Source organism: Flavobacterium sp. 38, assembly GCF_057799715.1.
Window position 1 is genome coordinate 735740 of the sequence record NZ_JBYNWZ010000001.1, and the last position, 26439, is coordinate 762178.

The 26439-nt window shown below is 32.3% G+C and carries 23 protein-coding genes; 15 read left to right on the top strand and 8 right to left on the bottom strand.

All coding sequences use genetic code 11. The annotated features are described in order from the left end of the window. The first annotated feature begins 125 nt into the window (after positions 1-125). The 13 genes from AC3E9W_RS03200 to hflX all read left to right on the top strand — a co-directional run bounded on the left by AC3E9W_RS03200 (position 126) and on the right by hflX (position 18048). A complete protein-coding gene (locus tag AC3E9W_RS03200; protein ID WP_488766836.1) occupies positions 126-1340 on the top strand; it encodes an MFS transporter in 1215 nt (404 codons plus the stop codon). Between the two features lie 178 nt (positions 1341-1518). After that, the gene (locus AC3E9W_RS03205) at positions 1519-4338 is read left to right on the top strand and encodes a carboxypeptidase-like regulatory domain-containing protein (RefSeq protein WP_488766837.1); all 2820 of its coding nucleotides are present in this window, start codon (positions 1519-1521) and stop codon (positions 4336-4338) included. A gap of 17 nt (positions 4339-4355) precedes the next feature. After that, positions 4356-5693, top strand: coding sequence for a DUF5689 domain-containing protein (locus AC3E9W_RS03210; protein ID WP_488766839.1), 1338 nt, complete (start codon positions 4356-4358; stop codon positions 5691-5693). Between the two features lie 54 nt (positions 5694-5747). Next, positions 5748-6986: a hypothetical protein gene (locus tag AC3E9W_RS03215; protein WP_488766841.1), complete on the top strand. Its 1239-nt coding sequence runs from the start codon at positions 5748-5750 to the stop codon at positions 6984-6986. A gap of 7 nt (positions 6987-6993) precedes the next feature. Next, entirely contained in the window at positions 6994-7488 is a 495-nt protein-coding gene (locus AC3E9W_RS03220) for a DUF4280 domain-containing protein (protein WP_488766843.1), read from the top strand. Between the two features lie 2 nt (positions 7489-7490). Then, the gene (locus AC3E9W_RS03225) at positions 7491-10319 is read left to right on the top strand and encodes an OmpA family protein (RefSeq protein WP_488766845.1); all 2829 of its coding nucleotides are present in this window, start codon (positions 7491-7493) and stop codon (positions 10317-10319) included. Positions 10320-10325: 6 nt separating this feature from the next. After that, positions 10326-11318, top strand: coding sequence for a hypothetical protein (locus tag AC3E9W_RS03230; RefSeq protein WP_488766847.1), 993 nt, complete (start codon positions 10326-10328; stop codon positions 11316-11318). 29 nt (positions 11319-11347) lie between these two features. After that, on the top strand, positions 11348-12373 hold the full coding sequence (locus AC3E9W_RS03235; protein ID WP_488766848.1) for a hypothetical protein: 1026 nt from the start codon (positions 11348-11350) through the stop codon (positions 12371-12373). 23 nt (positions 12374-12396) lie between these two features. Further along, the gene (locus AC3E9W_RS03240) at positions 12397-13437 is read left to right on the top strand and encodes a hypothetical protein (protein ID WP_488766849.1); all 1041 of its coding nucleotides are present in this window, start codon (positions 12397-12399) and stop codon (positions 13435-13437) included. Between the two features lie 13 nt (positions 13438-13450). After that, the gene (locus AC3E9W_RS03245; protein WP_488766850.1) at positions 13451-14542 is read left to right on the top strand and encodes an SPFH domain-containing protein; all 1092 of its coding nucleotides are present in this window, start codon (positions 13451-13453) and stop codon (positions 14540-14542) included. 8 nt (positions 14543-14550) lie between these two features. Then, positions 14551-15621: a TFIIB-type zinc ribbon-containing protein gene (locus AC3E9W_RS03250; protein WP_488766851.1), complete on the top strand. Its 1071-nt coding sequence runs from the start codon at positions 14551-14553 to the stop codon at positions 15619-15621. Between the two features lie 166 nt (positions 15622-15787). Further along, positions 15788-16645 (top strand): hypothetical protein, encoded by an 858-nt coding sequence (locus AC3E9W_RS03255; protein ID WP_306154473.1) that lies wholly within the window; start codon positions 15788-15790, stop codon positions 16643-16645. 173 nt (positions 16646-16818) lie between these two features. Then, positions 16819-18048 (top strand): GTPase HflX, encoded by a 1230-nt coding sequence (gene hflX / locus AC3E9W_RS03260; protein ID WP_488766853.1) that lies wholly within the window; start codon positions 16819-16821, stop codon positions 18046-18048. A gap of 276 nt (positions 18049-18324) precedes the next feature. On the opposite strand, the gene AC3E9W_RS03265 is transcribed toward hflX, so the two are convergent. From AC3E9W_RS03265 to AC3E9W_RS03295, 7 genes are all read right to left on the bottom strand, one after another. Next, positions 18325-19257, bottom strand: a complete 933-nt coding sequence (locus AC3E9W_RS03265; protein ID WP_306154476.1) for a DUF3078 domain-containing protein — start codon at positions 19255-19257, stop codon at positions 18325-18327. Positions 19258-19334: 77 nt separating this feature from the next. Beyond that, a complete protein-coding gene (locus AC3E9W_RS03270; RefSeq protein ID WP_306154477.1) occupies positions 19335-19844 on the bottom strand; it encodes a DUF2480 family protein in 510 nt (169 codons plus the stop codon). A gap of 80 nt (positions 19845-19924) precedes the next feature. After that, on the bottom strand, positions 19925-20248 hold the full coding sequence (locus tag AC3E9W_RS03275) for an SUF system Fe-S cluster assembly protein (RefSeq protein ID WP_012023258.1): 324 nt from the start codon (positions 20246-20248) through the stop codon (positions 19925-19927). Positions 20249-20376: 128 nt separating this feature from the next. After that, on the bottom strand, positions 20377-20694 hold the full coding sequence (locus AC3E9W_RS03280; protein WP_488766855.1) for a GxxExxY protein: 318 nt from the start codon (positions 20692-20694) through the stop codon (positions 20377-20379). A 177-nt stretch (positions 20695-20871) separates the two neighbouring features. Then, on the bottom strand, positions 20872-21297 hold the full coding sequence (locus tag AC3E9W_RS03285) for a SufE family protein (RefSeq protein WP_306154483.1): 426 nt from the start codon (positions 21295-21297) through the stop codon (positions 20872-20874). A gap of 2 nt (positions 21298-21299) precedes the next feature. Continuing rightward, positions 21300-21725: a hypothetical protein gene (locus tag AC3E9W_RS03290; protein WP_488766858.1), complete on the bottom strand. Its 426-nt coding sequence runs from the start codon at positions 21723-21725 to the stop codon at positions 21300-21302. Positions 21726-21736: 11 nt separating this feature from the next. Continuing rightward, entirely contained in the window at positions 21737-22951 is a 1215-nt protein-coding gene (locus AC3E9W_RS03295) for an aminotransferase class V-fold PLP-dependent enzyme (protein ID WP_488766860.1), read from the bottom strand. A 221-nt stretch (positions 22952-23172) separates the two neighbouring features. Here AC3E9W_RS03295 and AC3E9W_RS03300 point away from each other — a divergent pair, with 221 nt between their 5' ends. Continuing rightward, complete coding sequence (locus AC3E9W_RS03300) at positions 23173-24522, top strand: serine hydrolase domain-containing protein (protein ID WP_488766862.1); 1350 nt, start codon at positions 23173-23175, stop codon at positions 24520-24522. A gap of 2 nt (positions 24523-24524) precedes the next feature. After that, positions 24525-24893, top strand: a complete 369-nt coding sequence (locus tag AC3E9W_RS03305) for a hypothetical protein (protein WP_488766863.1) — start codon at positions 24525-24527, stop codon at positions 24891-24893. A 166-nt stretch (positions 24894-25059) separates the two neighbouring features. On the opposite strand, the gene sufD is transcribed toward AC3E9W_RS03305, so the two are convergent. Beyond that, positions 25060-26376 (bottom strand): Fe-S cluster assembly protein SufD, encoded by a 1317-nt coding sequence (gene sufD, locus AC3E9W_RS03310; protein WP_306154493.1) that lies wholly within the window; start codon positions 26374-26376, stop codon positions 25060-25062. Positions 26377-26439: the final 63 nt, after the last annotated feature.

Below are 26439 nucleotides of genomic sequence, written 5' to 3' on the forward strand. Positions count from 1 at the left end.
CAGAATTCAACTGAAAATCTTTGAATTTATAAACAATAACGTTGTATATTGTGCATAACCTTAGGCTTTATGCACTTTAACGAGCGTTTTTAGTATTTTTGAACACATTCCAATACAAATTCAATATGCTGTTAAATTTTAACCCATTAGCGCTTTTTCAGACCAAAGCAAAAATCAAGAAAGTATTTAGAGAGGCTAAAGCTTCGTATTTAAATCGTATTCGTTTTGCTGTCGGAATGTTTTATTTCGGAATGGGTTTGAGTTTTGCCACATGGGCCAGCCGAATTCCAGATATCAAAACCACTTTGCATTTAACAGAAGGAGACTTGGGATCCATTTTGTTTGCGCTTCCGGTTGGACAGCTGATCGTGATGCCGTTTTCGGGAAAAATGGTAACCAAATTTGGCAGCCATCGTATTCTGATTTTCTCTTTAGTAATGTACGTTTTGTGCTTAATCAATTTAGGATTGGCAACAACATCATTACAATTATCCTTAGGATTATTTTTGTTTGGAGTTTTCGGAAATCTGGCCAATATTGCCGTAAACACACAAGGCGTTTATACCGAAGTTTTATTCAAAAAAACAATCATGTCTTCTTTTCATGGCATGTGGAGTTTTGCTGGATTTACTGGTGCGCTGGTAGGTTTAGGAATGCTGGCTTTGAAATTAAGTCCGCTGCATCATTTTATGATTGTAGCCGGAATTGTTTTATTGATGGTGGCTTTTAACTTCAAATTTTTAGTTAGAGCCAAAGAAAAAAAGAAACCAAAAGAAGAAGGGAAAAAACTATTTGTAAAGCCAGATACGGCTTTGCTTTGGCTTGGAGTAATCGGATTTTGCAGTATGGCAAGCGAAGGTGTTATGTTTGACTGGAGCGGTGTCTACTTTAAAGATATCGTAAAAGCGCCTGGACCATTGGTGGTTTTGGGCTACACTTCTTTTATGATTATGATGGCCAGCGGCAGATTTTTGGGCGACGGCTTAATCAATAAATTTGGGCGCGAACGCGTTATGCAGATTAGCGGTGTCATGATTTCGGCAGGACTTTTTACGGCAGTTTTTCTTCCTTATATAATTCCGTGTACAATTGCCTTTATGTTTGTAGGTTTGGGCGTTGCAACCATTGTTCCTACCGTATATAGTATTGCAGGGAAAAATCCAACAGTGCCAGCGGGCGAAGCGTTAACGATTGTTTCGAGTGTAAGTTTCTTAGGTTTCTTAATGGGGCCTCCAGTAATTGGACATATTGCACAAAGTTTCGGATTGCAGTTTTCTTTTGCCTTTATCGGAATTTTTGGGGTTCTGATTGCTTTTATGGTTTCTAAAATTAGAAGTTAATCCTAATTAAAAATTACTAGAATTTAATAAAATTCAAATAAATTTGTAGGAATTTATTTGTTTTTAAATATTTTTGCTACATTTGAATTCAAGAAAGGCCTGAATTCTAAGCGTTCTTTTTTTTCCAAAAACCAATTTTATCTTTTGAAGAATTATTTCAAAATAAATTGGATTTTTAATGGTAAAAAAATACGCAGTCTTCTTTATTGTATCGTTTTTCAATTTTGCTTTTTCGCAAAAAGAAATAACGGTGTACGGAATTGTTATCGATTCCCGAACACAAAATCCGCTAGAAAATGTAGTGGTTACGATACAAAATACCGCAGTGATGCAGCTCACGTCAAAAACGGGTAAATTTGAACTTCATATATTTCCTAAAAAAGAGCAATTGCTTTTATTGAGAAATCAAGGATATAAAGATTTCCTTTTAAAAGTGCTTTCCAATTCAGGACAAAATATAGATCTCGGAATTTTACAATTAGAAGATACGTATTCAGATGAAGTTCCAGCTGCATTGATTACGCTGTCAGATAATGATTTTTCAGATGACAACAGTTCGTCTGAAATGACCTCTGGACTTTTACAGTCTTCCAAAGATGCTTTCATGCAGGCATCGGCTTTCAATTGGGGACAGGCTCGATTTCGTGTTCGCGGTTTAGATAGTGAAAACGCCGTCACAATGCTCAACGGAATGTCTATGAATAAAATCTACGACGGCAGACCGCAATGGGGGAATTGGGGAGGCTTAAATAATGTGCTCCGAAATCAGGAATTCTCGGTCGGGACAGCAGTTTCGAATTATACTTTTGGAGGCATCTTAGGCACGCAACAGATTTATACCCGCGCTTCTCTGTATCGAAAAGGAGCTTCACTAACTTTTTCTGGAAGCAACACCACTTATTTATGGAGAGCAATTGGCACTTATGCTTCTGGAATGAATGCTGATGGATGGGCTTTTGCGATTTCGGCTGGAAAACGTTGGACGGATGAAGGTTATTTTGAAGGCACAAATTTCGATGCAGATTCTTTTTTTCTTAGTGTAGAAAAGAAATTAAACAAAAAACATTCTATCAATTTTACAGGATTTTATACGCCAAATTCACGCGGAAAAAATTCCGCCAATACCACTGAGGTTACTGATTTAATGGGCGAAAAATACAATTCGTATTGGGGATTTCAGAATGGAGAAAAACGAAATGCTAGAGTAAAAAACGTCGAAGAGCCACTATTTATGCTCAATCATTATTATAAAATTGATGATAAAAACAATCTGAATTCGGCTGTAATGTATCAGTTTGGAAAAGTAGGCAATAGCAATATTGATTATCAAAATGCAGATAGTCCAGATCCTGTTTATTACAGAAAAATGCCAAGCTATTTTAGTTCGCTTTACGCGAAAGATCAAGGCGAATTTTCGGGCGCGTTTACTCCAGATTATGAAAATGCCGAAAAAAACAAAATAGCTTTTTTAGCAAATCCGCAGATTGATTGGGGCGAAATGTATTTTGCGAATCAAAAGCTCGGTACAGACGGTTATATACCTACGCAAAGCCATTATGTACTTTATGAAGACCGAACAGATGATCGTACTTTTGCAGCAAATTCAAATCTAAATTCACAAATCACGCCTAATATTTCTTTTGATGGAGGATTTACTTTTAAGAAATTAAAATCACATAATTTTCAATATTTATTAGATCTTCTTGGCGGAGCATATTTCGAAGATATTGATCCATTTTACAAAGGAAATCTTTCGCAGTCCGATTTGCAGCATCCAAATCGACAAGTCGGGAAAGGAGATGTTTACGGATATAATTATAATTTATTGGCCAGTACTTTAGATGTTTTTGCTCAGTTTAAATTTAATTACAACAAAACCGAATTCTTTTTGGCGCAATCTTATTCAATGTCAGATTATCAAAGAGAAGGATTATATCAAAACGGACTTTATCCGACTACTTCATTAGGAAAAAGCGAAAAGGTAAATTTTGAAAATTTTGGTTTCAAAGGCGGTTTCACTTATAAAATTTCAGGAAAACAATTGCTGTTTTTTAATGCTGCACATTTCACTAGAGCGCCTTCACTAAGAAATACATTCTCGAATGCACGTTTAAATAATACTATTGTTGACGGAATCGAAAGTGAAAATATCACTAGTGCCGAGGCCAATTATGTATACCGTTCGGCAAAACTTAAATTACGTTTAACAGCTTATTATTCGGCAATTAGGAATGCTTCAAAAACTTCTTATTTCTATGCCGAAGGAATTTTTGACAATGGTTCTGGTTACGATCCAACAAACGCATTTGTCAGTCAGACTTTGACAAAATTGGATAAGAAAAATACTGGAGCCGAATTGAGTTTAGAGTATCAGATTTCATCAACATTAAAAACCACTTTATCTGCTGCATTTGGGAATTATATTTATAGCAGCAATCCTTATGTGACAATTACAAACGATGCCAACAGAGCAAAAGAAGGCGCGCAAACCAACTTTGATTTCGGCCCAGCTTTTTTAAAGAATTACAAACAGCCAGGCACTCCGCAACAAGCCTATTCTTTTGGACTGGAATATCGTGATCCGAAGTTTTGGTGGCTTGGCGCTAATGTCAATTATTTGGCCGAAAGCTATATTGATGTTTCGCCGATTTCTAGAACGTCTCAATTTTATATTAATCCAGCCAATGGTTTTCCGTTTCCTGAAGCGACTTCCGAAAGAGGAAATGAATTATTGAAACAAGAAAAATTTAAGCCAATTACATTGCTGAATTTCAGCGGTGGTAAATCTTGGCGTATTCATAAAAAATACGTCGGACTTTTTGCTAGCGTCAATAATGCTTTGGATTTAATGTATAAAACTGGCGGTTTTGAACAAGCAAGAAATGCCAATTTTAGAGCCCTAAATCAAGATATGTCTAGCGGAACACCATCGTTTGGATCAAGATATTATTATGGATATGGTCGAACTTATTTTCTAAATCTTACTGTTGGTTTATAAACTGAAAACTTATTCTTATGAAAAAACTAATTTTATTTTTTGCATTATCATTATTATACAGCTGCAGTCAAGAAGTGGAAGTTCCGCAATTAGCTTGCAATCAGCCCAATCTAGAGGTCAATAAAACGGTAGAAAAAGTTTATGAACTTTCGGGAACGACAGCGAAGCAGTATTTGTACGATGATGTAATAGAAGCTTATGTCGTTTCTAGCGATGAAGGGGGGAATTTTTTTAAAACAATCTCATTACAGACAAAAGCAACCCAAAAAGACCCTGCAATAGGTTTTAGTGTTCCTATTGATGCAACCAATACTTATATCGATTATCGTATAGGAAATAAAGTGTTTGTAAAACTTAAAAATCAATTTACAGATTTGTATTACGGCGGTTTGAGAATTGGGAGTTTGTATGTGAGCAATGCCGGAGATCCAACAATTGGAAGAATTTCTCAAAACGAATACAAAAATGTTTTAAACGCTTCGTGCACCAATATCGACGAAAATGAATTGGTAAAATCACTTTCTATAGAAGAAGCACTTTCAGATTCTAAACTCAATACTTTGATTGAATTAAATGATGTTGAGTTTACCGAAGCAGCATTGGGGCGTCATTATTTTGAAGAATCGAATAATATTGGAGGTTCGACTAATTGGTATTTAAGAGATAAAACAGGAAATCAGGTTATTTTTAGAACTAGCTCTTATGCGAAATTTGCAGATCATTCTGTGCCAGAAGGAAGCGGAAAAGTGCGAGGGATTTTAACCAAATTTAGTTCAGATTATCAGTTTATGGTTCGCTATGAAAGTGATATCGTGATGAACGGAAAAAGAAATACGCCATTTTTTTCAGAAGATTTTCAATCGGTTAAAAACAATGTGAATTTTTCGCTTCCAGGCTGGAGCAATATTGTAGAGAAAGCGACAAAATTGTGGAAAAGCATGGTGTATTCTGGAAATGGATATGCAGAATTTAACACCACAAGCACAACTGCAGCCGAGAATATTGCATGGCTTGTTTCTCCTAAAATTAATCTGACAGGATATAAAAATGCTGTTCTTTCGTTTAGAAGTGCACAACATGACTTAAAAATAGACTCGCCTTTAAATACTTTGGAAGTATATGTTTCAACCAATTTTGACGGGGCAAGTGTCACCAAAGCAAAATGGACAAAATTAGAAGCAAAAGTGCCAACACTTGCAACGCCTTCTCGCGAGTTTATCAGTTCTGGCGGAATCGATCTTTCTGCTTATTCTGGAAACATACATATTGCATTTAAATACATCGGATCTGGAAAAGACAAAACATTAAATGGCGCTTTTATGGTAGATGATGTTAAAATATTTGGAGAAAAGTAAAAAGATGTTATGTTGTAAAATAATTCTTATATTTGATTTAATAAAATATAAGATATGCTTTACTTAAATACATTTTCTTATAATAACTATCTGACTTATGAAATACTTTCAGGAGATACTCTAGAAAGTGTTTCAAAGAAGTTGGGTATTGAAGTATCAGAATTACGAAGCTATCATAATAGATATTGTCCAGAGGAAGATTCTATACGTAAAGATTTTCCAAGACATCTTAAATATATAATTCTACAATCTCAAGAAGAAAAGCAGGCTAAAGAAGCCCAACGCGAGCCCATACATTTTTCTAGTAAAGACTATAAATTACCGTTTCAACCTCAATTACTAAATAAAAAGTATTTAGCAAAATATACTATTAGCAATGGCGATATAAAGTATTCTTTAAAAGAAGAATTCACTATAAAATGGTTATCTACTGATCAAAATCAATATTTCTTTTTTGAGATAGATAGAAAATCATTGTATGTTGATGAAGAAATAGAAAAAACAATGGCAGATAAATTAGCAGAAATGACTGCTAAGGTTTTTTATCCGCTCCAAGTTGTTGTTGATTCTAACGGAAGCTACACAGTAATACATAATTTTAATCAAATTAGAAAACGCTGGCCAGAAACTAAAACAGAAGTCCTTAAAGAATTTGAAGGAGAAGCTGTTGAGGAACGGTTAAAAGTGTTTGAAAAAAATATAGCTGATGATGATGCTATAGCACAATCTTTTTCTAAAGATTGGTTTTTGCGATCTTTTTTTCCAGGAATACATATTGAATATAAAGAAGATTTAACGATTCAAAATAAAATCCAATTTCCAGTCTCACAAAGAATTGGTGAAGTAGTCTTTGATGTCAAGCAATCTATTCTCCCAGCGGTAGATAAATATAATTTGGTAAATGTAACGCAAACAGGAGTTCTTTTTGATGATAGAAGTAAGGATGATTTTGAAAATAATTTAGATTTTCCTAATACAGATTTAGAAGAAGGATCTGAAAAAATGGAAGGAAATTTTGAAGCTTTTTATTTTTTAGATCCCAACACAAACATCATTGATAGTCTTTTTCTGGAATGTGAAATGAAACTTAATGTACCGCAAAAAATTACAATTGAATTATCCGACAGTAAGGAGGAAGTCAAATTAGCCATTAATTCTCGAGTTAAATTATATGTACCAACAGATAGAAAGAAAGAAAAAATGGAACGTGAAACAAGATGGCTAACTGTAATAGTTGTTATAATAATAGCTATTGCTGTTTACGGCATTTTTAAATTCTTTTTTAAAAAATAAAATAAGTATGAGTGAGAAACATAAAGTAGTTCAAGGAGCGGTTTGCAGGTGTATTTTGAGTGTACAGCCTAATACGGATATTTTATTAGTAAAATCACAATCGAAACATTTTGGGAATGATAAAGCGGGCAAGAAAAAGTTGTATGCTTCTACCAAAGATATTGGACAAACATTTCAGCAAAATACTTTTGGGAAATGTACAAAACAGCCTATTGGCGCCGATTTTTTGCCGTGTATAATTCAAATTACGGAGTGGAAAAAATTTTATGAAAAGATAACCTTGAGCAATGGCGGAAAAATATTATTAGAAGACAGTAAAGCCACTTGCCTTATGGGAACGCCAGAAAGTATTGAAATTGTTAATCACGGTCAAATTGCAGAGCCGATCGCACAAAACTTTCAGGAAGCAAATCCAGATATACAGAACAGAATCAACCCGTTATTAAACTTAGGCGAAATAGGAAAACCAGAATTGGATTGTAATGGAATAGAACATTGTTAGTCATGAAAGGAATAAAAAAAATTGAATGGAGCGGTGAAGGAAAAATAGTAAGTAGACCTTCTAAATCAAATGCGTTAACGGTAATAGAAGCAAATCAATTTGTGTATTTTAAAATTGCAGATTGGCATAATGGAACTACGGCTGAGGAAAAAAATAAGGAAATATTATGGCGTCTTCAGCATTATAATCCGAGACAGACTATTCTGAAAATGAATAAAAAGGCATCGGACACTTACGGAATAAAACTTCCTAAAAAGTTATGTGGTCCTTTTGCCTATTATGTTGAAGCAAGTTTGCCTATCGAATATTCTAAAGCCGCCGGTATGGTTATTAATGGATGGTGTGAACCTAAAATTATCTCTAGCGCATGGTCTACAGAAACGAAAGGCGAGGATGTAAGGAAGTCACACAATTTTTGCTACGGAAACCCAATCTATCTCAGGTTAGAAACAGAAGGGTTAAATGGGTATTGTAATCTAATTGTCGAGGTTTACCGTCGGGTAAGAGGAGGTAAAGGTATTGATGATGATGAACTAATAATTGTATATAAGCAAACTCCCGTAATAAATGGAGAAATAAACATCATATTAAGAGACACGATAAGCTGGAAAATAAAAAATAAAAAAGAAATAGAAGATTTTTATATTAAAGTCAAAAATCCATCTACCGATCAATATATTGTAGATAATAAAAACCAAATCTATCATGCGCGTTATCTGCGTATCAAAAACAAAACGCAATTAATTTTGCCAAAAGTAGAAACAGGAACCAGTAAATCAAAAGTTGGTCAGAACGAGCCATTTAAAAAAAATCCTGGAAGCTGTAAGTTTACCAAAATTAGAATAAATTATTTAGAAGATGATCTGATTTTTGATGAAGGTAAGTTTATTCGACGCACAAATCCAAATGATAATTTTGAAACTCTCGACAAAATTCATTACGATTATGACAAATGGGAAATTCGTAAAGATGCAAAACCAATACTTGATGAGGTAGCAAAATATTTAATTGAACCGCCTTTATTACCTGTAGAAATAGGTGCTCACACTGATATTAGAGGAACAGATGAATACAATTTAGAACTGTCAAGCAAAAGAGCAGATTCTGTAGTAAAGTACTTAATATCTAAAGGCGTAGATGCTAAATTAATTACTGCAAAAGGGTACGGAAAAACAAAGTTAATATATAAAGGAGAAAATATATCTGAAGAACAACATCAGGAAAATAGAAGAACGACCTTAAAGTTTAAACTTTTTGAAAATGATGCGCAAACTCTTGTGCATGATGTGGTTGTTCCAAGTTATAATAAACCAGTAGAGGCTACAATTTTTATTGAAGGTCTTAGCAGAAAAGGATGCCACAAAACAAAAGAGCATTTAAATAAATTGGAATCTTATCAAAGTTATGTAAAGTTAGATCCTCACGATTTAATAGAAAATAAAACCAACGAAATAAAAGTTAAACTTAATTCATTGCTTCCAGATGTGCCAAAAATAAAAGACGTATTTTCTTTTGGAGAGAAGTATAGAAGTAAATACCACTATTATTTACATTCCTGCGCTTATTACTCCATTACAGATCACCCTACTTTTACTATAAATGCATATCCTGATGTGGTCTGGATAGCACATTTTCAATATAACTATACACATACAACAAAAGGTGTAGAATCTAAAACGCCATATTTTTTCCATAATAAATCTTTCGAACTAAAAAATGGTATAAAAGAAGAAATTACAGAATTATCAAATTCTATAATAGGCAAAATAATGGGTTTTTTCCCCACAGGCTGGATTTTAAGAGAAGTGCTGCTGCCTTACATACAAAAAAATTCTATGATTTACGATGTAGGGTTGCATGCAATATATGATCGCAAAATTGAGAAAAGAGAAGAATTGTTGAGTTTGCAAGGCGAGGAAGAAGATTTCATAAAAACAGACTCAACAACAAGATATATTGTCGCTTTTGTAATTTATGAAATGGTTGCTCTTGGGATAGTTGTTGATTTGCTTATGATTTATCTCACTAGAGGGAGAAACTTAGTAGGCAAGCTAGGTAAAATTGCTGAAAAGGTAAAAAAAATAACAAAATATCTAGACGATGCAGGAGCAGAATTAGTGCCTTCATCTATTGCTATAAACGCTGGGATGTATTACAAAATTCTCGCAGACAAAAGAATGGCATTAATTGTTGAAGCAAACATAAAAGCAGATCCTTTAGTAGCAATAAATTTTGAGAGAAAGTATGATTTAAAAAAAATGTTTTCGGATAGTAATAATGGAATTTTGATCGTAATAAATGAAAAAATAAATCAAATAGCCGATAAAATGGGAGTAAAAAGCTTGATTATTACTTTGACGATGAGGGGTGAAATAGAATTAGAACAAAATATTCAATACAACATATTAACCGAGCAATACAGCTTAAAAGATAAGTTTAGCGAATTGATAGAGAACAATACAACTGCCTATAGTAGAAAAATATCAGGTAGTGTTTCATTTGAGACTGGATATTATAAAGAGTTTTTTAAATTTTCTCCGATAGAAACAAAGGTAAATGGCAAAATTATGTTGCAAATGGCATGTGAAGCTATTCTTATAACCACCTTCGGATATGACAAAAAAAATGGAAAAGGCTTATTTATGGAACAAAAACTTAAGTTTTCAGGGCTAAAAGGTACTTTCAGTGCAAACGGAAATTTGCAAGTTAAAGATAGAGAAGTTGTAGAATATTCATCAAATGAAGGAAAGCCAATAGATTTTACTGTTTTGGAAGGTCATACGATTATTTTGAATACTATCTACCTTTTTAACACTAAATCACAAAAATAAAAACCTATGAAAAATGCGGTCTTAATTTTAACATCTCTTTTAATATTCTTATCATGTAAGGAAAGTAATAACACAAATACAAAAAAAATGAGCAATTTAACGAGTAAAAATTATATCGAAATAATTTTGAATAATACCAAGCGTTACTCTTACGAACCAATGTATTATTTAACCTATGAGCAAAATGTTTGTTATTCAGAAATATTGGTAAATGATATTCCAGTTAATAAAAATTTTAAAGAAATAGTTGATGGAGGAACAATATCAATTAATCGTTATATTTTTAAAAGTGGTATACAAAAAGTAACATTCCGATTATATTCTATTGGTAAAAATAAAGATTTTGAATTTTCAACATTCACAGATGATACTGATATGAAAATAGCAATAGAAGAATCAGATAATACCAAAAGAGATTTAAAAGGGAAAGATATAACTACTTACATTACTCCGCTTGTTACTTATATAAATGCTGATGGCTATGAAAGAACCAAGTTTGAAGGTTCTGGGAAAGACTATTATGAGGCAAGTTTTACATTTAATGCTACAGTACCATACGAATTTAATAATTTGGATAAGGCCCGTGATTTAAGCCAATGGAAAAAAGAAATATTAGAAGAAAAAGTTGTTAACTTTTATAAAAACCAATGGAATATAATCAACGAAAAAAGAGAAGATGATTATTTTTCGTATTTAGAATTGAAAGAAAAAGAATCTTGCCAAAGTATGTTTAATAATAAAAGCGAATTACAAGATATTTTAGAATCTTATCAAGAAGCATTCACTATTAAAGATTACAATCTTCAGGCATTAGAGGATTATGAACTTAAATTCTATGGTGATGGAAAATTGGTTTGCTTGGAATTGACAAGTTTGGAACCTAAAATGAGGGGTAAATCTGCTTTATGGGCAAAATTTGATGAAAATAAAACAGCAGATTTTTTAAAGTATTATTTATACATACCAGAAGGAGAAACAGAGCTTAAAATTTTAAGATAGATAATCAATAATGAGCGTAGGAAATGATTATGAAAAAGGGATTAAGGCTTCATTTTATAGATATTATTACATTAGAAATGAAAATATTAAAAATTATAATTTTTGTATTTGTGGCATGCTTTTCAGCTTGTTCTCAGAACAATAAAATGAGCAATTTAACGAGCAAAAATTATATTGAAACTATGATTAATAGTACTAAGCGTTATGACTATGAACCCATGTATTTTTTAACATTTGTACAAAATTCGTGTTTTTCAGAGATTTTGGTAAACGATATTCCAGTACATAAAAATTTTGAAAAAAATTCCCAAGGCTTAACACTCGATATTAATCATTTTATTTTTAAGAGTGGCATTCAAAAAGTAACTATAAGATTATACCCAGTAGGTAAAATTGGCATTTTGGATCTTCCGACTTTGGTTAATAATACTGAAATGAAAATTGATATTACAGAAGCAGATAATAAAAAAAGGGATTTGAAAGGGAAGGAAATTGCCACTTACATAACGCCATTAGCTACGTATGAAGCTGACGGATATGAAAAAACAAGGTTTATAGCTACTGGAAAAGACTATTATGAAGCAATTTTTACATTTAATGCTATTGTACCATACGAATTTAATAATTTGGATAAGGCCCGTGATTTAAGCCAATGGAAAAAAGAAGTATTAGAAGAAAAAGTGGTTAACTTCTATAAAAACCAATGGAAGATAATCAATGAAAAAAGAGAAGATGATTATTTTTCTTATTTAGAATTAAAAGAGAAACAAATTAGCCAGAGCTTATTCTACAATAAAACAGAATTACAAGAGACTTTAGATTCCTATTTGGAAGCTTTTACCATTGAAGATTATAATCTTCAACCATTAGAAAACTATACACTCAAATTGTATGCTGATGGTAAAATAGTATGCTTAGAACTCAAAAGTGAGGATAAAAATTTAAAAGGAGAATCTGCCTTATGGGCAAAATATGATAAAGATAGAATGGCAGATTTTTTAAAATATTATTTATACATACCAGAAGGAGACACAGAGCTTAAAATTTTAAGGTAGATAATCAATAATAAGCGTAGGAAATGATTATGAAAAAGGGGCTAAAGCTTCATTTTATAGATATTATTACATTAGAAATGAAAATATTAAAAATTATAATTTTTGGGTTTTTATCATGTTTTACAGCTTGTTCTCAAAATAATAAAATGAGCAATTTAACGAGCAAAAATTATATTGAAACAATGATGAATAATACAAAAAGATATACATATGAGCCAATGTATTATTTACATTATGAACAAAATATATGTTATTCAGAAATATTGGTAAATGATATTCCTATTAATAAAAATTTTACGGAACTAGTAGATGGTAGAACACTCAATATTAATCGATATATTTTTAAAAGTGGAATTCAAAAAGTTACTGTAAGAATGTATTCTGCGGGGAAGAACAAAGATTTTGATTTTTCAACATTTACAGATGAAACTAACATGAAAATTGAAATAACAGAATCTGACAATAGAAAACGAGATTTAAAAGGTAAAGAAATAATATCTTATTTAACACCTCTTAGCACATATAAAAATGCTGATGGTTATGAAAGAACAAAATTTGTAGGTTCAGGAAAGAAGTACTATGAGACAAGTTTTACTTTTAATGCTACTGTACCTTATGAGTTTCATAGTTTGGAAAAAGCTCGTGATTTAAGTAAATGGGACATAGATATGTTAGAAGAAAAAATTTTTAAGTTCTATAAAAATCAGTGGATGATTATTGATGAGAAAAGAGTAGATGATTACTTTTCGTATTTGGATTTGAAAGAAAAAGAAACTTGCCAAAGTGAGTTTAATAATAAAACAGAATTGGAAGAAAATTTGGAAGCTTATTTAATGCCTTTTACAGATACAACTTTTAAACTTGAACCTTTAGAAAATTATGTTGTGAAGTATTATGGCAATGGCAAACTAGTATGCTTAGAACTCAAAAGTTTAGAAAAAATTATGAGAGGGAAATCAGCTTTATGGGGTAAATATAAGGATGAAGAATCTGTAAGAGCAAAATACAGAAAATACTTTTTATACATCCCAGAAGGAGAAACAGAGCTTAAAATTTTGAGATAAAAAAAATGAAAATATGGGATTATTTGAAAAGATTAAAAATGAATTCATTGATATTATTGAATTTATAGACAATAGTAATGATACAATTGTAGCCAGATTTGAGAGGTATCAAAACGAAATAAAAAATGAAGCAAAGCTAGTTGTTCGCGAAGGGCAACAGGCGGTTTTTATTAGTGAAGGAGTAATTGCAGATATTTTTAATGCAGGTACATACACTTTAAATACTCAAAACCTACCTGTTTTGACTACTTTAAAAGGATGGAAATATGGTTTTAACAGTCCTTTTAAAGCTGAAGTTTATTTTGTCAATACAAGAAATTTTTTGGATCAGAAGTGGGGGACAAAAAATGCTGTAACACTAAACGATAATCGTTTTGGAATGTTAGAACTTCGTGCTTTCGGAACCTATACTTTTAAAATTATCGATTCAGGAAAATTTATAAATGAAGTTGTAGGTACTAATGGCCAGTTTACAACAGAACAGATACAAGAACAATTAAAAAGTGCTATCGTAACACGTTTTACAGATGCTATAGGAGAAGCTAATCTTCCTGTAGAAAGTTATGCTTCAAATTTAAATGAGCTTTCAATGGCTATTTTTAGTTATATGAAAGACGATTTTGAAGCTTATGGCATGGAGGTAACTAAATTTTTGCTCGAAAATGTGTCAATGCCAGATGAAATCAAAAAAGAGATATTTGAGTTAAGCCGATTAAATACTATAGATTTATCAAAACTTACACAGTATAAAACGGCAAAAGCAATTGAAGCTGCCGCAAATAATCAATCTGGAGTGGCAGGTGCTGGTGTTGGTATGGGAGTGGCATTAGCAATGAGTGGCATGATGAACCAAACCCATGTTCAACAGCAATCTCAAAACACACCGCCTCCAATTCCTGCCGAATCAAATTATTATGTAGCAATCAATAATCAACAATCTGGTCCTTTTACCAAAAATCAAATTAAAGAAATGGAAAAAACGGGACAGTTTGTTCAAGAAACTTTGGTTTGGTGTCAAGGATTGTCTGATTGGAAGAAAGCTGTTGAGGTTGAAGATTTAAAAAACATTTTTGAACAAAGTCCACCGCCATTACCAAATAATTGATGCCTGTAATGAACGAAGCAGAAATAAACGAAGTACAATTAAGCACTTCAAAATGTACTAATTGTGGTGCGGAACTAAAATATAAGCCAGGAACAAATACACTAATATGTGAATATTGCGGTACAAAAAATGAAATACAGACAGAAAATACAATTATTGAGAAACTGGATTTTTATGAATATCTCAAAAAATCTGAATCTGAAGATTTTGAGACAGAAAAAATAATTCAGTGTAAAAGCTGTGGTTCTATTTCATCGGTAGCAGAAAATTTAAAATCTTTATTTTGCCCGTATTGCGGTACCGCTTTGTTGGAAAATGATATTCGAGATGAAAGATTTATAAAACCTAATTATATTGTTCCCTTTAATTTAGACACTCCGCAAGTTTATAATATACTTTCAAAATGGATTGATGGCCTATGGTGGGCACCAGATAATTTAAAGAAAACGGCACTTTCTCCTAGAGGATTAAAAGGTATTTATATTCCATATTGGACATTTGATTTGCAAACTTTTTCTGAATACATAGGAGAAAGAGGAAAAAATTATACTTCGACAGTTAAGGTAGGGAGAAATAAAATTCCAATTTTAGAAACAGAATGGAGTGATGTCTCGGGCTCAATTTCTGTTGCTTTTGAAGATATTTTAACTCCTGCCTCGGGAAATATTGATAAAAGCTCCTTAAAACAATTATTTCCTTGGGATATGGGAGCCTTAGTTAAAATGAACGATAAATATTTAGCAGGTTTTGTAACTGAAAAGTATAAAGTTAAATTAAATGAAGGTTTTCAAAATGTACAAAACACTATTAATAGCACAATAAAAACTGAAATTTGCAGAAAGATTGGAGGAGACAACCAGCGTATTAATAATTTAAAAACAGTATCGAGTAATATTAAATTTACGCATATTCTACTGCCTGTATATGTAATTACCTATACATATAACAATAAACTATATTGCTTTTATGTCAATGGAAGAAGTGGCAAATTAGTAGGGGAACGACCGTACAGCAACCTAAAAATTGCATTAGCAATTTTAGTTGCCATAATTATACTTGCCATTGCTATTGTTCTTTAAGATTTATATAGATGCTTCATTTAATGCGGTTTACTGCAATTAAAATTTAAAATTAACGCAGTTTAAAAATGCTTAACAAAACAGTTTAGTTTTTTTTAAGTTTTAAATTGTTAAAATCTAATTGATTTTTGTATTTTGGTCATCCCAAATCAATACAAAAACAAATATGAGAACCTACTTTGTTGCCATCTTACTGATGGTGTCTCCTTTCTTGATGCACAGTCAAGACATAGTTAAACTAAAGCAGATTAATATTGTAAAAACAAATTACCAAAACTCTAAAGATGGTGAAATTGTTAATAAAACAATGGTTTTTAAAGATGGTAAAGTCCAAACAATAACGACTTCAGACGTTGTACAGCATTTCTACTACAACAAAAACGGGTTGCTAGACATGACCGTAAAAGATAAAGTTGGAAGTGACTGGAAAGAAGTAATCAACTATACTTACAATCCTGATAACAATATTACCAAATTTGTAAAAAAATATCAGGAAGGTCCAAATTATATTACCAAAACAGTTTCGTTTGTATATGAAGGCGCAAGGGTAAAAGTAACTACAAAAAAGAGTACTAATCATCAGAATCTGGTAGACGATATCGAATATCTTGTGGAAAACGGAATTATTGTAAGACGTACTTCACGTGATAGAAACAAAGCCATTATTGGAAAACTAGAATATGTATATGTTAACGATAATGTGTCGAGACATAAAGGTTTGGTTGGAGATAAAATCTCTAAAACATATACTTATGATGATAAAAAATCGGTTGACCAATTAATCGTTCAGAACCTTTTTGGTGATAACTACAAAGTAATCGTACCTATGATTTCTTATCACGAAGAGGAATTTGAGTTTGAATCTATTTCTTATAATAACGAAATGAATTTCAGTCCATCATCAACAGCATTGGTTGCGGTGAGCAGAAAGTACAAATACAACAAATTAAATTATCCAATTTCTTGTTCTCAAATAGAAGAAAACGGAATTGTAAAAACGGAAAAAACGTTTATTTACGAATAAAGGTTTTAAACTTAGACCATTCAATTTAAAAGTGGAGCTTTGTTGGGTTTATCTCAACAGGTTCCATTTTTTTTGCAGTTTATTTTCAATCGAATTTAGATATAAATGCAAAAACAAAATTGTATAATTGATTGTAGCAGACAAATGATTAAATTTGCAACTTATTCAAGACTATGTTAGAAAAAGAAGTTATAAATTTTGAGAGAACAGTAATCGTTGGTATTGTTACTCAGAATCAAAGTGAAGAAAAACTAAATGAATATTTAGACGAATTGGAGTTTCTAACTTTTACCGCTGGCGGTGAAGTTATTAAACGCTTTTCGCAGAAAATGGAACGCCCTAATCCGAAGACTTTTGTTGGAACGGGGAAAATTGACGAAATCAATCTGTTTGTAGTAGAAAACAAAATATCGACTGTAATTTTTGATGATGAGTTAACGCCATCACAGCAAAAAAACATCTCAAGAATTATTGACTGCAAAATTCTAGATAGAACTAACTTGATTCTAGATATTTTTGCGCAACGAGCAGAAACTTCTTATGCAAGAACGCAGGTAGAATTGGCACAATGTCAATATTTACTACCAAGGCTTTCTGGTTTATGGACGCACCTTGAACGCCAAAAAGGGGGTATTGGTATGCGTGGACCTGGAGAAACAGAGATTGAGACCGATAGACGTATTGTACGCGACAGAATTTCGTTGTTGAAAGATAAAATCAAAACAATCGATAAGCAAATGAGTATTCAACGAAGCAACCGTGGTGCTATGGTTCGTGTGGCTTTGGTTGGGTATACGAATGTTGGAAAATCGACTTTGATGAACGCCATCGGAAAAAGTGATGTTTTTGTAGAGAACAAATTGTTTGCAACTTTAGATACAACAGTTCGAAAAGTAGTAATTAAAAATCTTCCTTTTTTGCTTTCAGATACGGTTGGATTTATTAGAAAATTGCCGACACAATTGGTTGATTCCTTTAAAAGTACGCTAGATGAGGTTCGCGAAGCAGATTTGCTTTTGCATGTGGTAGATATTTCACATCCCGATTTTGAAGATCATATTGAATCTGTCAACAAAACTTTGCAGGAAATAAAGAGCAACGATAAACCAACCATTATGGTTTTTAATAAAATCGATGCTTATAAACATCTTACTATTGATGAAGATGATTTAATTACGGAAAGAACCAGAAAACATTGGGCGCTTGACGAATGGAAACAAACTTGGATGAGTAATGTTGGAGAAAATAATGCATTGTTTATTTCGGCCAGAAACAAAGAAAACTTTGAAGAGTTTAGAGAAGTAGTTTATGAAGCGGTTCGCCAGATTCATATAACACGTTTTCCTTACAATAAATTTTTGTATCCAGATTATAAGGATGCTGTAGAAAAGGAAGAAGAATAAGATTTTAGATCAAATTCCAAATTAGAAAATTCCAAATTCCAATTTTGCATATTGTGAATTTATGTAATTATAATATAAAAATTAATTGCCTCCAGATTTATCTGGAGGTTTTTAGTTAAATAGGAAAAGGCTTTAGCCAAACTACAAAGTTTGGGCTAAAGCCTTTTATTTTTATTGTTCCTTCGCAAAGCTAAATCTAGATAAAGCTTTGCGAACTTTGTATTTTAAGTATAGTCTTTATAAAAAACTTTGCGCCCTTTGCGTTAAAAAAACAAATTAAAATCCGAAATTAATTCCTAAACCAAATACTTCTCTGGTTTGGAAACCTTGAAAGGCATTATCATCATAAATGGCTTGAAACGATAAATTTGCCGATAGAAATTTATTTACTTTCATAACAATATTTAACGAGTAGTCGATGTCGACATTTTGAGGATCTTCAAGATAATTTGAATAAAGATTTAAAGTGTTTTCTGCAGTAACGTTGGTCATAATGGCGAGTTTGTAATATACAGAAGCATAGAAACCTAGTTCATAACGCATACTTTTATTGGCATCTACGCCAAAATAGTCACCATCTACATAATCAATTCCAGAGGTGTAAGCATTATCTACAAAAGTGAATTTTGAGGTCAATGGAGCAAAGTTGAGTTTTAAATTGTCATCTTTCGTCCAATAAATACCGGGACCTGTGGTTAGATAACCTGGCGACATGAATTTGGTGTTTTCGGTTCTAATTTCTTTACCATTTTCATCTTGGCCGTAAATATAACCAGTTGTAAATTGCGTTCTGAAATTTAGGAAATAAGAATAGTACCATTCTCCAAAGGCTCTTTTTCCAACTATAGAATTGAATTCGAGTCTGTCATCTGTCTTCTTTTCAAAATCAGCATTTTTGGTTTGCAGTAAACCGTAAGAGGCTAAAAGTTTGTTGTCCCAAGTGATGTCATCTTTTTTGTAATTGAAATCGTAATTGATTCCCAGTGTTCCAGAAAAGCTGTCTTCACCTCCAGCAATCCAGTTATTGAAGCTGGACTGATTTAATAAAAGCGAGACAATTCCTTTTGTTTTCCAGCCTTCTCCTTCTATAGTATCGTTAATTTTTTTTACTGCTTTTTCAGTGTTTTTAATTAACTCTTTTTCTGAATTTTGGGCTTGTACAAATGTGAAGTTTACTAAAATGAAAAGTAATAAAGTTAGCTTTCTCATGGTTTTTAGTTTAGAGTGTATAACCAAATATACTAAAAACCAATGGAAAGTTAAGGAATACGACGAGTTATTGCAGGTTATTTCTTAGATTCTTTATACAAAGGCACGGCAGAACAGGCTTCGCCGTACATAATACTTCTAGCAAAAGGCTGCAAATAGGTTGTAGCTAAAATATAGGCTCTCATAGGAACTGGTTTTCTAGAACAGCCTTTCACAATAACAGGTTTGCTTTGGTAAACAGAATAATCGATTTTGCTTAAAATCTCTTCGTAAAGACTTGAGTCAAGATCTTCAATACTTCCGTTTACTACTTTTTTAGCAAATGGCGCTAAATGAACACTTACTAAGATTAAAGCCCAAGCCGGAATTATAGCATCTGTACTGCAATACACAGCTACATATTGATCTTGATATTGTGACCAGTCATGATTTTTAAGATGCTCTCTAAAGTCTTTTTCTTTTAATAAAAAACCTTCTAAAAGCCATTGCGAAATGTCAATCTGCACACGAAATCCTTTTGGGTAATAATCTTCCAAATCGAATACTTCTAATGCGCTGTTGGCAACTTTATTGATGATTTCTTCCATGATTTTATAGTAGGCAGTGTTCAGTTTTTTAGTAATCAGCATTTCTGAATACTAAAAAACTGAACACTGAACACTTTTTATTAAAGCATTCCTAATTCTAATTTTGCTTCTTCGCTCATTAAATCTTTGCTCCAAGGCGGATCGAAAGTAATTTCAACATCTACATCTTTGATGTTCTCAATTGTTTTTACCTTTTCTTCAACTTCTCTTGGTAAACTTTCTGCAACCGGGCAGTTTGGCGAAGTTAATGTCATTAAGATTTTTACTTCGTAATCGGTGTTTACCATTACATCGTAAATTAATCCTAATTCGTAAATATCTACAGGAATCTCAGGATCGTAAATACCTTTTAAAACTCTTACGATTGATTCTCCTAATTCGTTTGTGTCTATTTCTTGTTCCATTTTATTTTTTGTTTTTTTACCATATAAGTTATATAAGTTCATTTAAATTACTTTGTGTTTTCCAAAGATCATTTAAGGATAATCTTAAATTTTCTTATATGCACTTATATGGTTAAATTTTTATTTTTTTAATCTTCGAGTAAGCGATATCGTTCGTTTACATATGTTTTTTGACCTTCATGATAAATATTTGTAACATTGAAATTTATCATTAATCCTATTGGAGACTCTAAAAGTTTCATATAAGACATTAATTTTGCAATATGTATTGGAATAATTTGGTCCACCGCTTTCAATTCTAAAACCAAACAGTTTTCTATAAACAAATCACATCTTAAATCTGATTCTAGTTCCAAACCTTTATATTCAACAGGAATCTTCAGTTCGGATTGAAATTTAATTCCTCTTAAATTTAATTCTTTTATGGACTTCAATTGCTGCTCCATTAACTTGATAAATTAAATCAGTCAAATATTTCTTTGTAATCATTACTTTTTTTAGCAATATTACAAATAAAAAAGAAAGATAAAACTTACTTTTTTGTTGCGGACATATAAGTGATATAAGAAATTTTTAAGTTATGCTTTTAAATGAACTTATATGGCTTATATGGTTTAATTTTTTCAATTTTTGTTTTTTGCATCAAAAGCCAAAGCGTACATTTTGATGTTTTTGATCATCGATACCAAGCCGTTTGCTCTTGTTGCCGATAAATGTTCTTTTAAACCGATTTCATCAATAAAATCTGTGTCGGCTTCTAGAATGTCTTTTGCTTTTTGGTTGGAGAAAGCACGAATTAAAATCGCTATAATTCCCTTTGTCAAAATCGCATCACTGTCGGCAGTAAAAACTATGTTTCCATCTTTTTCTTCACCTTGCAGCCAAACTTTAGACTGGCAACCTTTAATTAAATTTTCGTCGGTTTTGTATTCTTCTTTAATTAACGGAAGACTTTTTCCCAGCTCGATGATGTATTCATAACGCTGCATCCAATCGTCGAACATTGAAAATTCGTCTATTATTTCGTTTTGAATTTCTTTTATTGTCATAATTATTCTTTAGAAAAATCAACTAATAAATTTACTAGTTTTTCGATTTCTTTTGGAGGAAAACCATTATCGAAACCTGGAGTTTCGTATGTTTTTCCATCTTTTGTTATTTTTAAATTGCCAATCGCGGCACCATCATAAGTACGTTTGTCAGTTGGAGCTTTCAAAGAAGAAAGACCTTCTAAATTAACTTTTGAATAAGCAGAAACAATTTCGTTCCATTTTGCGTCATCAATATTGCTTTTTACAGCTTCACCGTTACGCTCTTTTGTAACAGAAACTGTTTTGTTTTCTACGGTTATCACTTTATGATAACCTCTTGAAAGTGCAGAATATTCAATTTGAGTTGATGCCATATCTGCTTTTTTTTGACTGCAGCATCCGCCTGCAATAAAAACAGTTAAAAGTAATAATGATAGTATTCGCATAAGTTTATTTTTTAGCTTAACATGGTTTGTGCTTTTTTCACAGCATCGACCATTAAATCAATTTCTTCTTTGGTATTGTAGAAAGAAAACGAAGCACGAATCGTTCCCGGAATACAGAAGAAGTTCATGATTGGCTGAGCGCAATGATGTCCTGTTCTAACAGCAATTCCCAATTTATCTATAATAGAACCAACGTCATAAGGGTGAATTCCATCAATATTAAACGAAACTACAGAAGCTTTATTTTTTGTGTTTCCGTAAATTCTGATGCCTTCAATTTCGTTAAGACGTTTTGTAGCATGTTCTAATAATTCATTTTCGTATTCATGAATTTTATCAAAACCAATTTCGTTTAAATAATCTATTGCAGTTCCTAAAACGATTCCGCCTGCGATGTTTGGAGTTCCCGCCTCAAATTTATGAGGCAGATCTGCATAAGTTGTTTTTTCGAAAGTCACTTCTTTGATCATTTCGCCGCCGCCCTGATATGGAGGAAGTTTGTTTAACCATTCTTCTTTTCCGTATAAAATTCCAGTTCCAGTTGGACCGCACATTTTATGACCCGAAAAAGCATAAAAATCACAATCTAACTCCTGAACATCTGGTTTTAAATGGGGAACTGCCTGCGCGCCGTCAATTAAAACGGCAGCACCAACAGCATGTGCTTTATCAATAATATATTTGATTGGATTAATAACACCCAATGCATTCGAAATATGATTTACGGTAACGATTTTTGTTTTTTCAGAAAGTAAAGCATCAAATTCTGAAATGATTAATTCACCATTTTCATCAATCGGAATTACTCTTAAAACAGCACCTGTTTTTTCGCATAACATCTGCCAAGGCACAATGTTACTGTGATGTTCTAATGAAGAAACCACCACTTCATCGCCTGGTTTTAAAATAGAAGCAAAACCGTTGGCAACTAAGTTAATTCCGTGTGTTGTTCCCGAAGTAAAAAGCACTTCATGAGCATGTTTTGCATTGATGTGGTCTTTCACTTTTCCGCGTGAAATCTCATAAGCATCAGTCGCTAACTGGCTCAAAGTATGAACGCCACGGTGAATGTTGGCATTGATTTCGTTATAATATTTTACTTCCGCATCAATTACAACTTGTGGTTTTTGCGAAGTAGCTCCGTTGTCGAAATATACTAAAGGTTTTCCATTAACTTTTTGAGAAAGAATAGGAAAATCGGCTCTTATTTTTTGGATATCTAACATATTCTTATTTAGAAAAAATCTATTTACAAAAGTACTAAAACTAAATTTGTTTATACAGGAATTCTATAATTTCCTTTTATGGTGCCATCGATTGGAGAGCTAAATGTAGATTCCGTAAAAATCAAATCCCTTTTCTGAATTATCTGAAACAGAATTATAATTTGAGTTCTAAAAACGTGAACATAAATTATTTATATTGCATTAAAAATAAACTAATCATCATGAAAAAATTTCTCAAAGTACTTTTGCTTGCAGTAGTTCTTGCATTTTTGTATTTCGGATTTACAACTTATCCGAAGCTGGATTTAATTTCTGGTTTCTCGGCCAAAAGTGTAGCTTCAGGTCATTTTATAGATAATCGTCCGTTGGATTTAATTCAGAAAACAGACAATGATATCGATATGATTGATCTGGCAAAAAACTCAATTGATGATGCAGGGAAATTTGCCATTTCGTCTGTTTATGGTTTGAAAGAGCGAAAAGCAATTTACCGTGAAGGATTAGGGGCGACTTTGATTAATGATAATTTTGATATTTCGAAACCGTATTTACTTCCAAAAAGAACAAAACTTGAAAATAATCTTGCTTTTCCATACGGAAATAACGAACCAAAAGATACTGCTTTTTCGAATGTTGATTATTCCAAATTAAAAAAAGCGGTTGATAATGCTTTCGATAAAACGGGAGGAAGAATTAAAAGAACGCGTGCCGTCGTAGTTTTATATAAAGACAAATTGATTGCCGAAAAATACGATACTGGATTTAACAAAGACAGTAAAATTTTAGGTTGGTCGATGACAAAAAGTATCACAAGTTCTGCTTTTGGAGTTTTGGCAAAGCAAGGAAAAATTGACATCTATAAACCAGCTCCAGTTGCAGAATGGAAAAATGATGAACGTAAAAATATTACATTAAACGATTTGCTTCACATGAATTCTGGTTTAGAATGGGAAGAAAATTACAGCACAATCTGTGATGCTACAAAAATGCTTTTCCAAGCTGAAGATATGGGAAAAGTTCAAATGGATAAACCAGCACAATTTAAACCCAACACGCATTGGAATTATTCTTCTGGAACAACCAATTTATTATCGCTGATTTTAAGAAGACAATTCAAAACACAACAAGAATATCTTGATTTCTGGTATAGCGCCGTAATCGACAAAATCGGAATGAACTCAATGATTGTAGAGCAGGATATGTCGGGAACTTTTGTTGGTTCGTCTTACGGATGGGCAACACCGCGTGACTGGTCAAAATTTGGATTATTATATTTAAGAAAAGGAAACTGGAACGGAGAACAAATCTTAGACGAAAGTTGGGTAAAATACACCGCAACTCCAACCAATACTTCTGAAGGAAAATATGGCGCTCAGTTCTGGTTAAACGCTGGAGGAAAATTTCCAGATGTTCCTCGTGATATGTTTTATTGCAGCGGTTATCAAGGTCAAATGGTGGCTATTATTCCGTCTTTGGATATGGTGATTGTGAGAATGGGAGTGAGAGAAGAAGAACCGGGATTTGATTTTAATGGTTTTTTGAAAGAGGTTATGGATAGTGTGAAGAAATGATTATGAAATACAAGTTAAATCATGAAATTAGTTTTTTATACAATTTAGTTGCTAAAATAATTTTTATTGGTTCATTAGGGTTTTTATTATATAGTATAATTGTTGAAACGGCGGCTTTGGTTTTCTGTATGATATTTTCCTTGTTTACGTTTGTTATGATTCAAATGTTCAAGAAATATAAGACAATAGAATTTGATGAAAAAAGTATTTATTATGATGATATAAAAATTGATTTAAAAGATATTGAAGAGATAGGGTTGGGAAAGATTAAATTCAAAAAAGATTTGGAAGAAGATCCAATCAATTTTTTTTACTCACCTCTTAGTAGCAATTTTAATTTACTAAAAACCTTTCATCAGAAACAAGTTTAACCGCAAAGGGAAAAATCTTTAGAGTTTTCCTGCAAGGTTTCCAAAACCTTGTAGGTGTCAATCTTAGCGCAATACCTAACAAGGCTTTGGAAACCTTGCAGGAATAAAAAAACCGATAAACTTTTTTTATAAGCTTATCGGTTTTTAGTTTTTTAAAAAGAATTTATTACAAATCAAATCCTAAATTCACGCCCAATTTCATGGCAATGATTTTAGTGATTCTTTGTTTTAATTCTGGTATTTTGATGCTTTCGATAACGGCATTTGAGAATGCGTACATCAATAAAGCTTTAGCTTCTTTTTTCGGGATTCCGCGAGACTGCATGTAGAACATTGCTGTTTCATCAAGCTGTCCAACTGTACATCCGTGAGAACATTTTACGTCGTCGGCAAAAATCTCTAATTGCGGTTTTGCGTTGATCGTTGCTTTGTCACTCAATAAAATGTTGTTGCTTTTTTGGAAAGCATTTGTTTTTTGAGCTTCCTTTTCTACCAAAACTTTCCCGTTGAAAACTCCAGTCGAACGATCAGAGAATATTCCTTTATAATCTTGGAAACTTTCGCAGTTTGGCTGTGCGTGGTTTACCAAAGTATAATGGTCAACGTGTTGTTTGTCATTTAAGATCGAAATTCCGTTAAGCGTACTTGTTAATCTTTCTCCGAAATGGTAGAAGTTTAAGTTGTTACGGGTAAGATTTCCTCCAAATGAGAAAGTATGAACAGAAGCATGGCTTTCCTGTTGTTGTGAAACGTAAGTATTGTCGATTAAATTCGCTTCGCTGTTATCGTTTTGAATTTTGTAATAATCAACAATCGCACGTTTTTGAGCGAAAATCTCCGTAACAGAATTCGTTAAAACCGGATTTTCATTCAAACTTTGATGGCGCTCAATAATTTGAACATGTGAATTTTCACCCACAATAACCAAATTTCTAGGCTGTACCATTAAAGCAGCTTCATTTCCAGTTGAAAAATACATAATCTCAATTGGTTTGTCAGCGACTTTCTTTTTTGGAATATTGATAAAAGCACCTTCAATTGCAAAAGCGGTATTCAATGAAGTTAAACTGTCATCTTTACTTGCAATTTGATTAAAGTAGGTATCAATAACCATTTTATATTTTGGTTTGGTCAATGCCGAAGACATCAAACAAACATCGATTCCGTCATGTGTTGTAGAAGACAAATGCGAACTGAAAACACCATCGATAAAAACTAATTTATAGGTGTCAATTTCGTGTAAAAAGTATTTTTTTACCTGATTAAATTCAATTGCATTTTCTTGCTTTGGAAAAACCGTAAAGTCATTTTTTAGGATGGCGTTTAACGATGTATATTTCCAAGCTTCTTCTTTTTTGGTTGGGAAACCTTTATTTTCAAAGTTTTTTATAGCCGTTGTACGGATGTCATGCAAATCTGAATGCACATCTACACGCTCTTCAAAAGCCATAAAAGACGATACTAATTTTTCTTTTAAATCCATTTTCTTAGTTATGAGTTATGAGTTATAAGTTATGAGTTTTGCAAACTGTAAACTATAACTGTA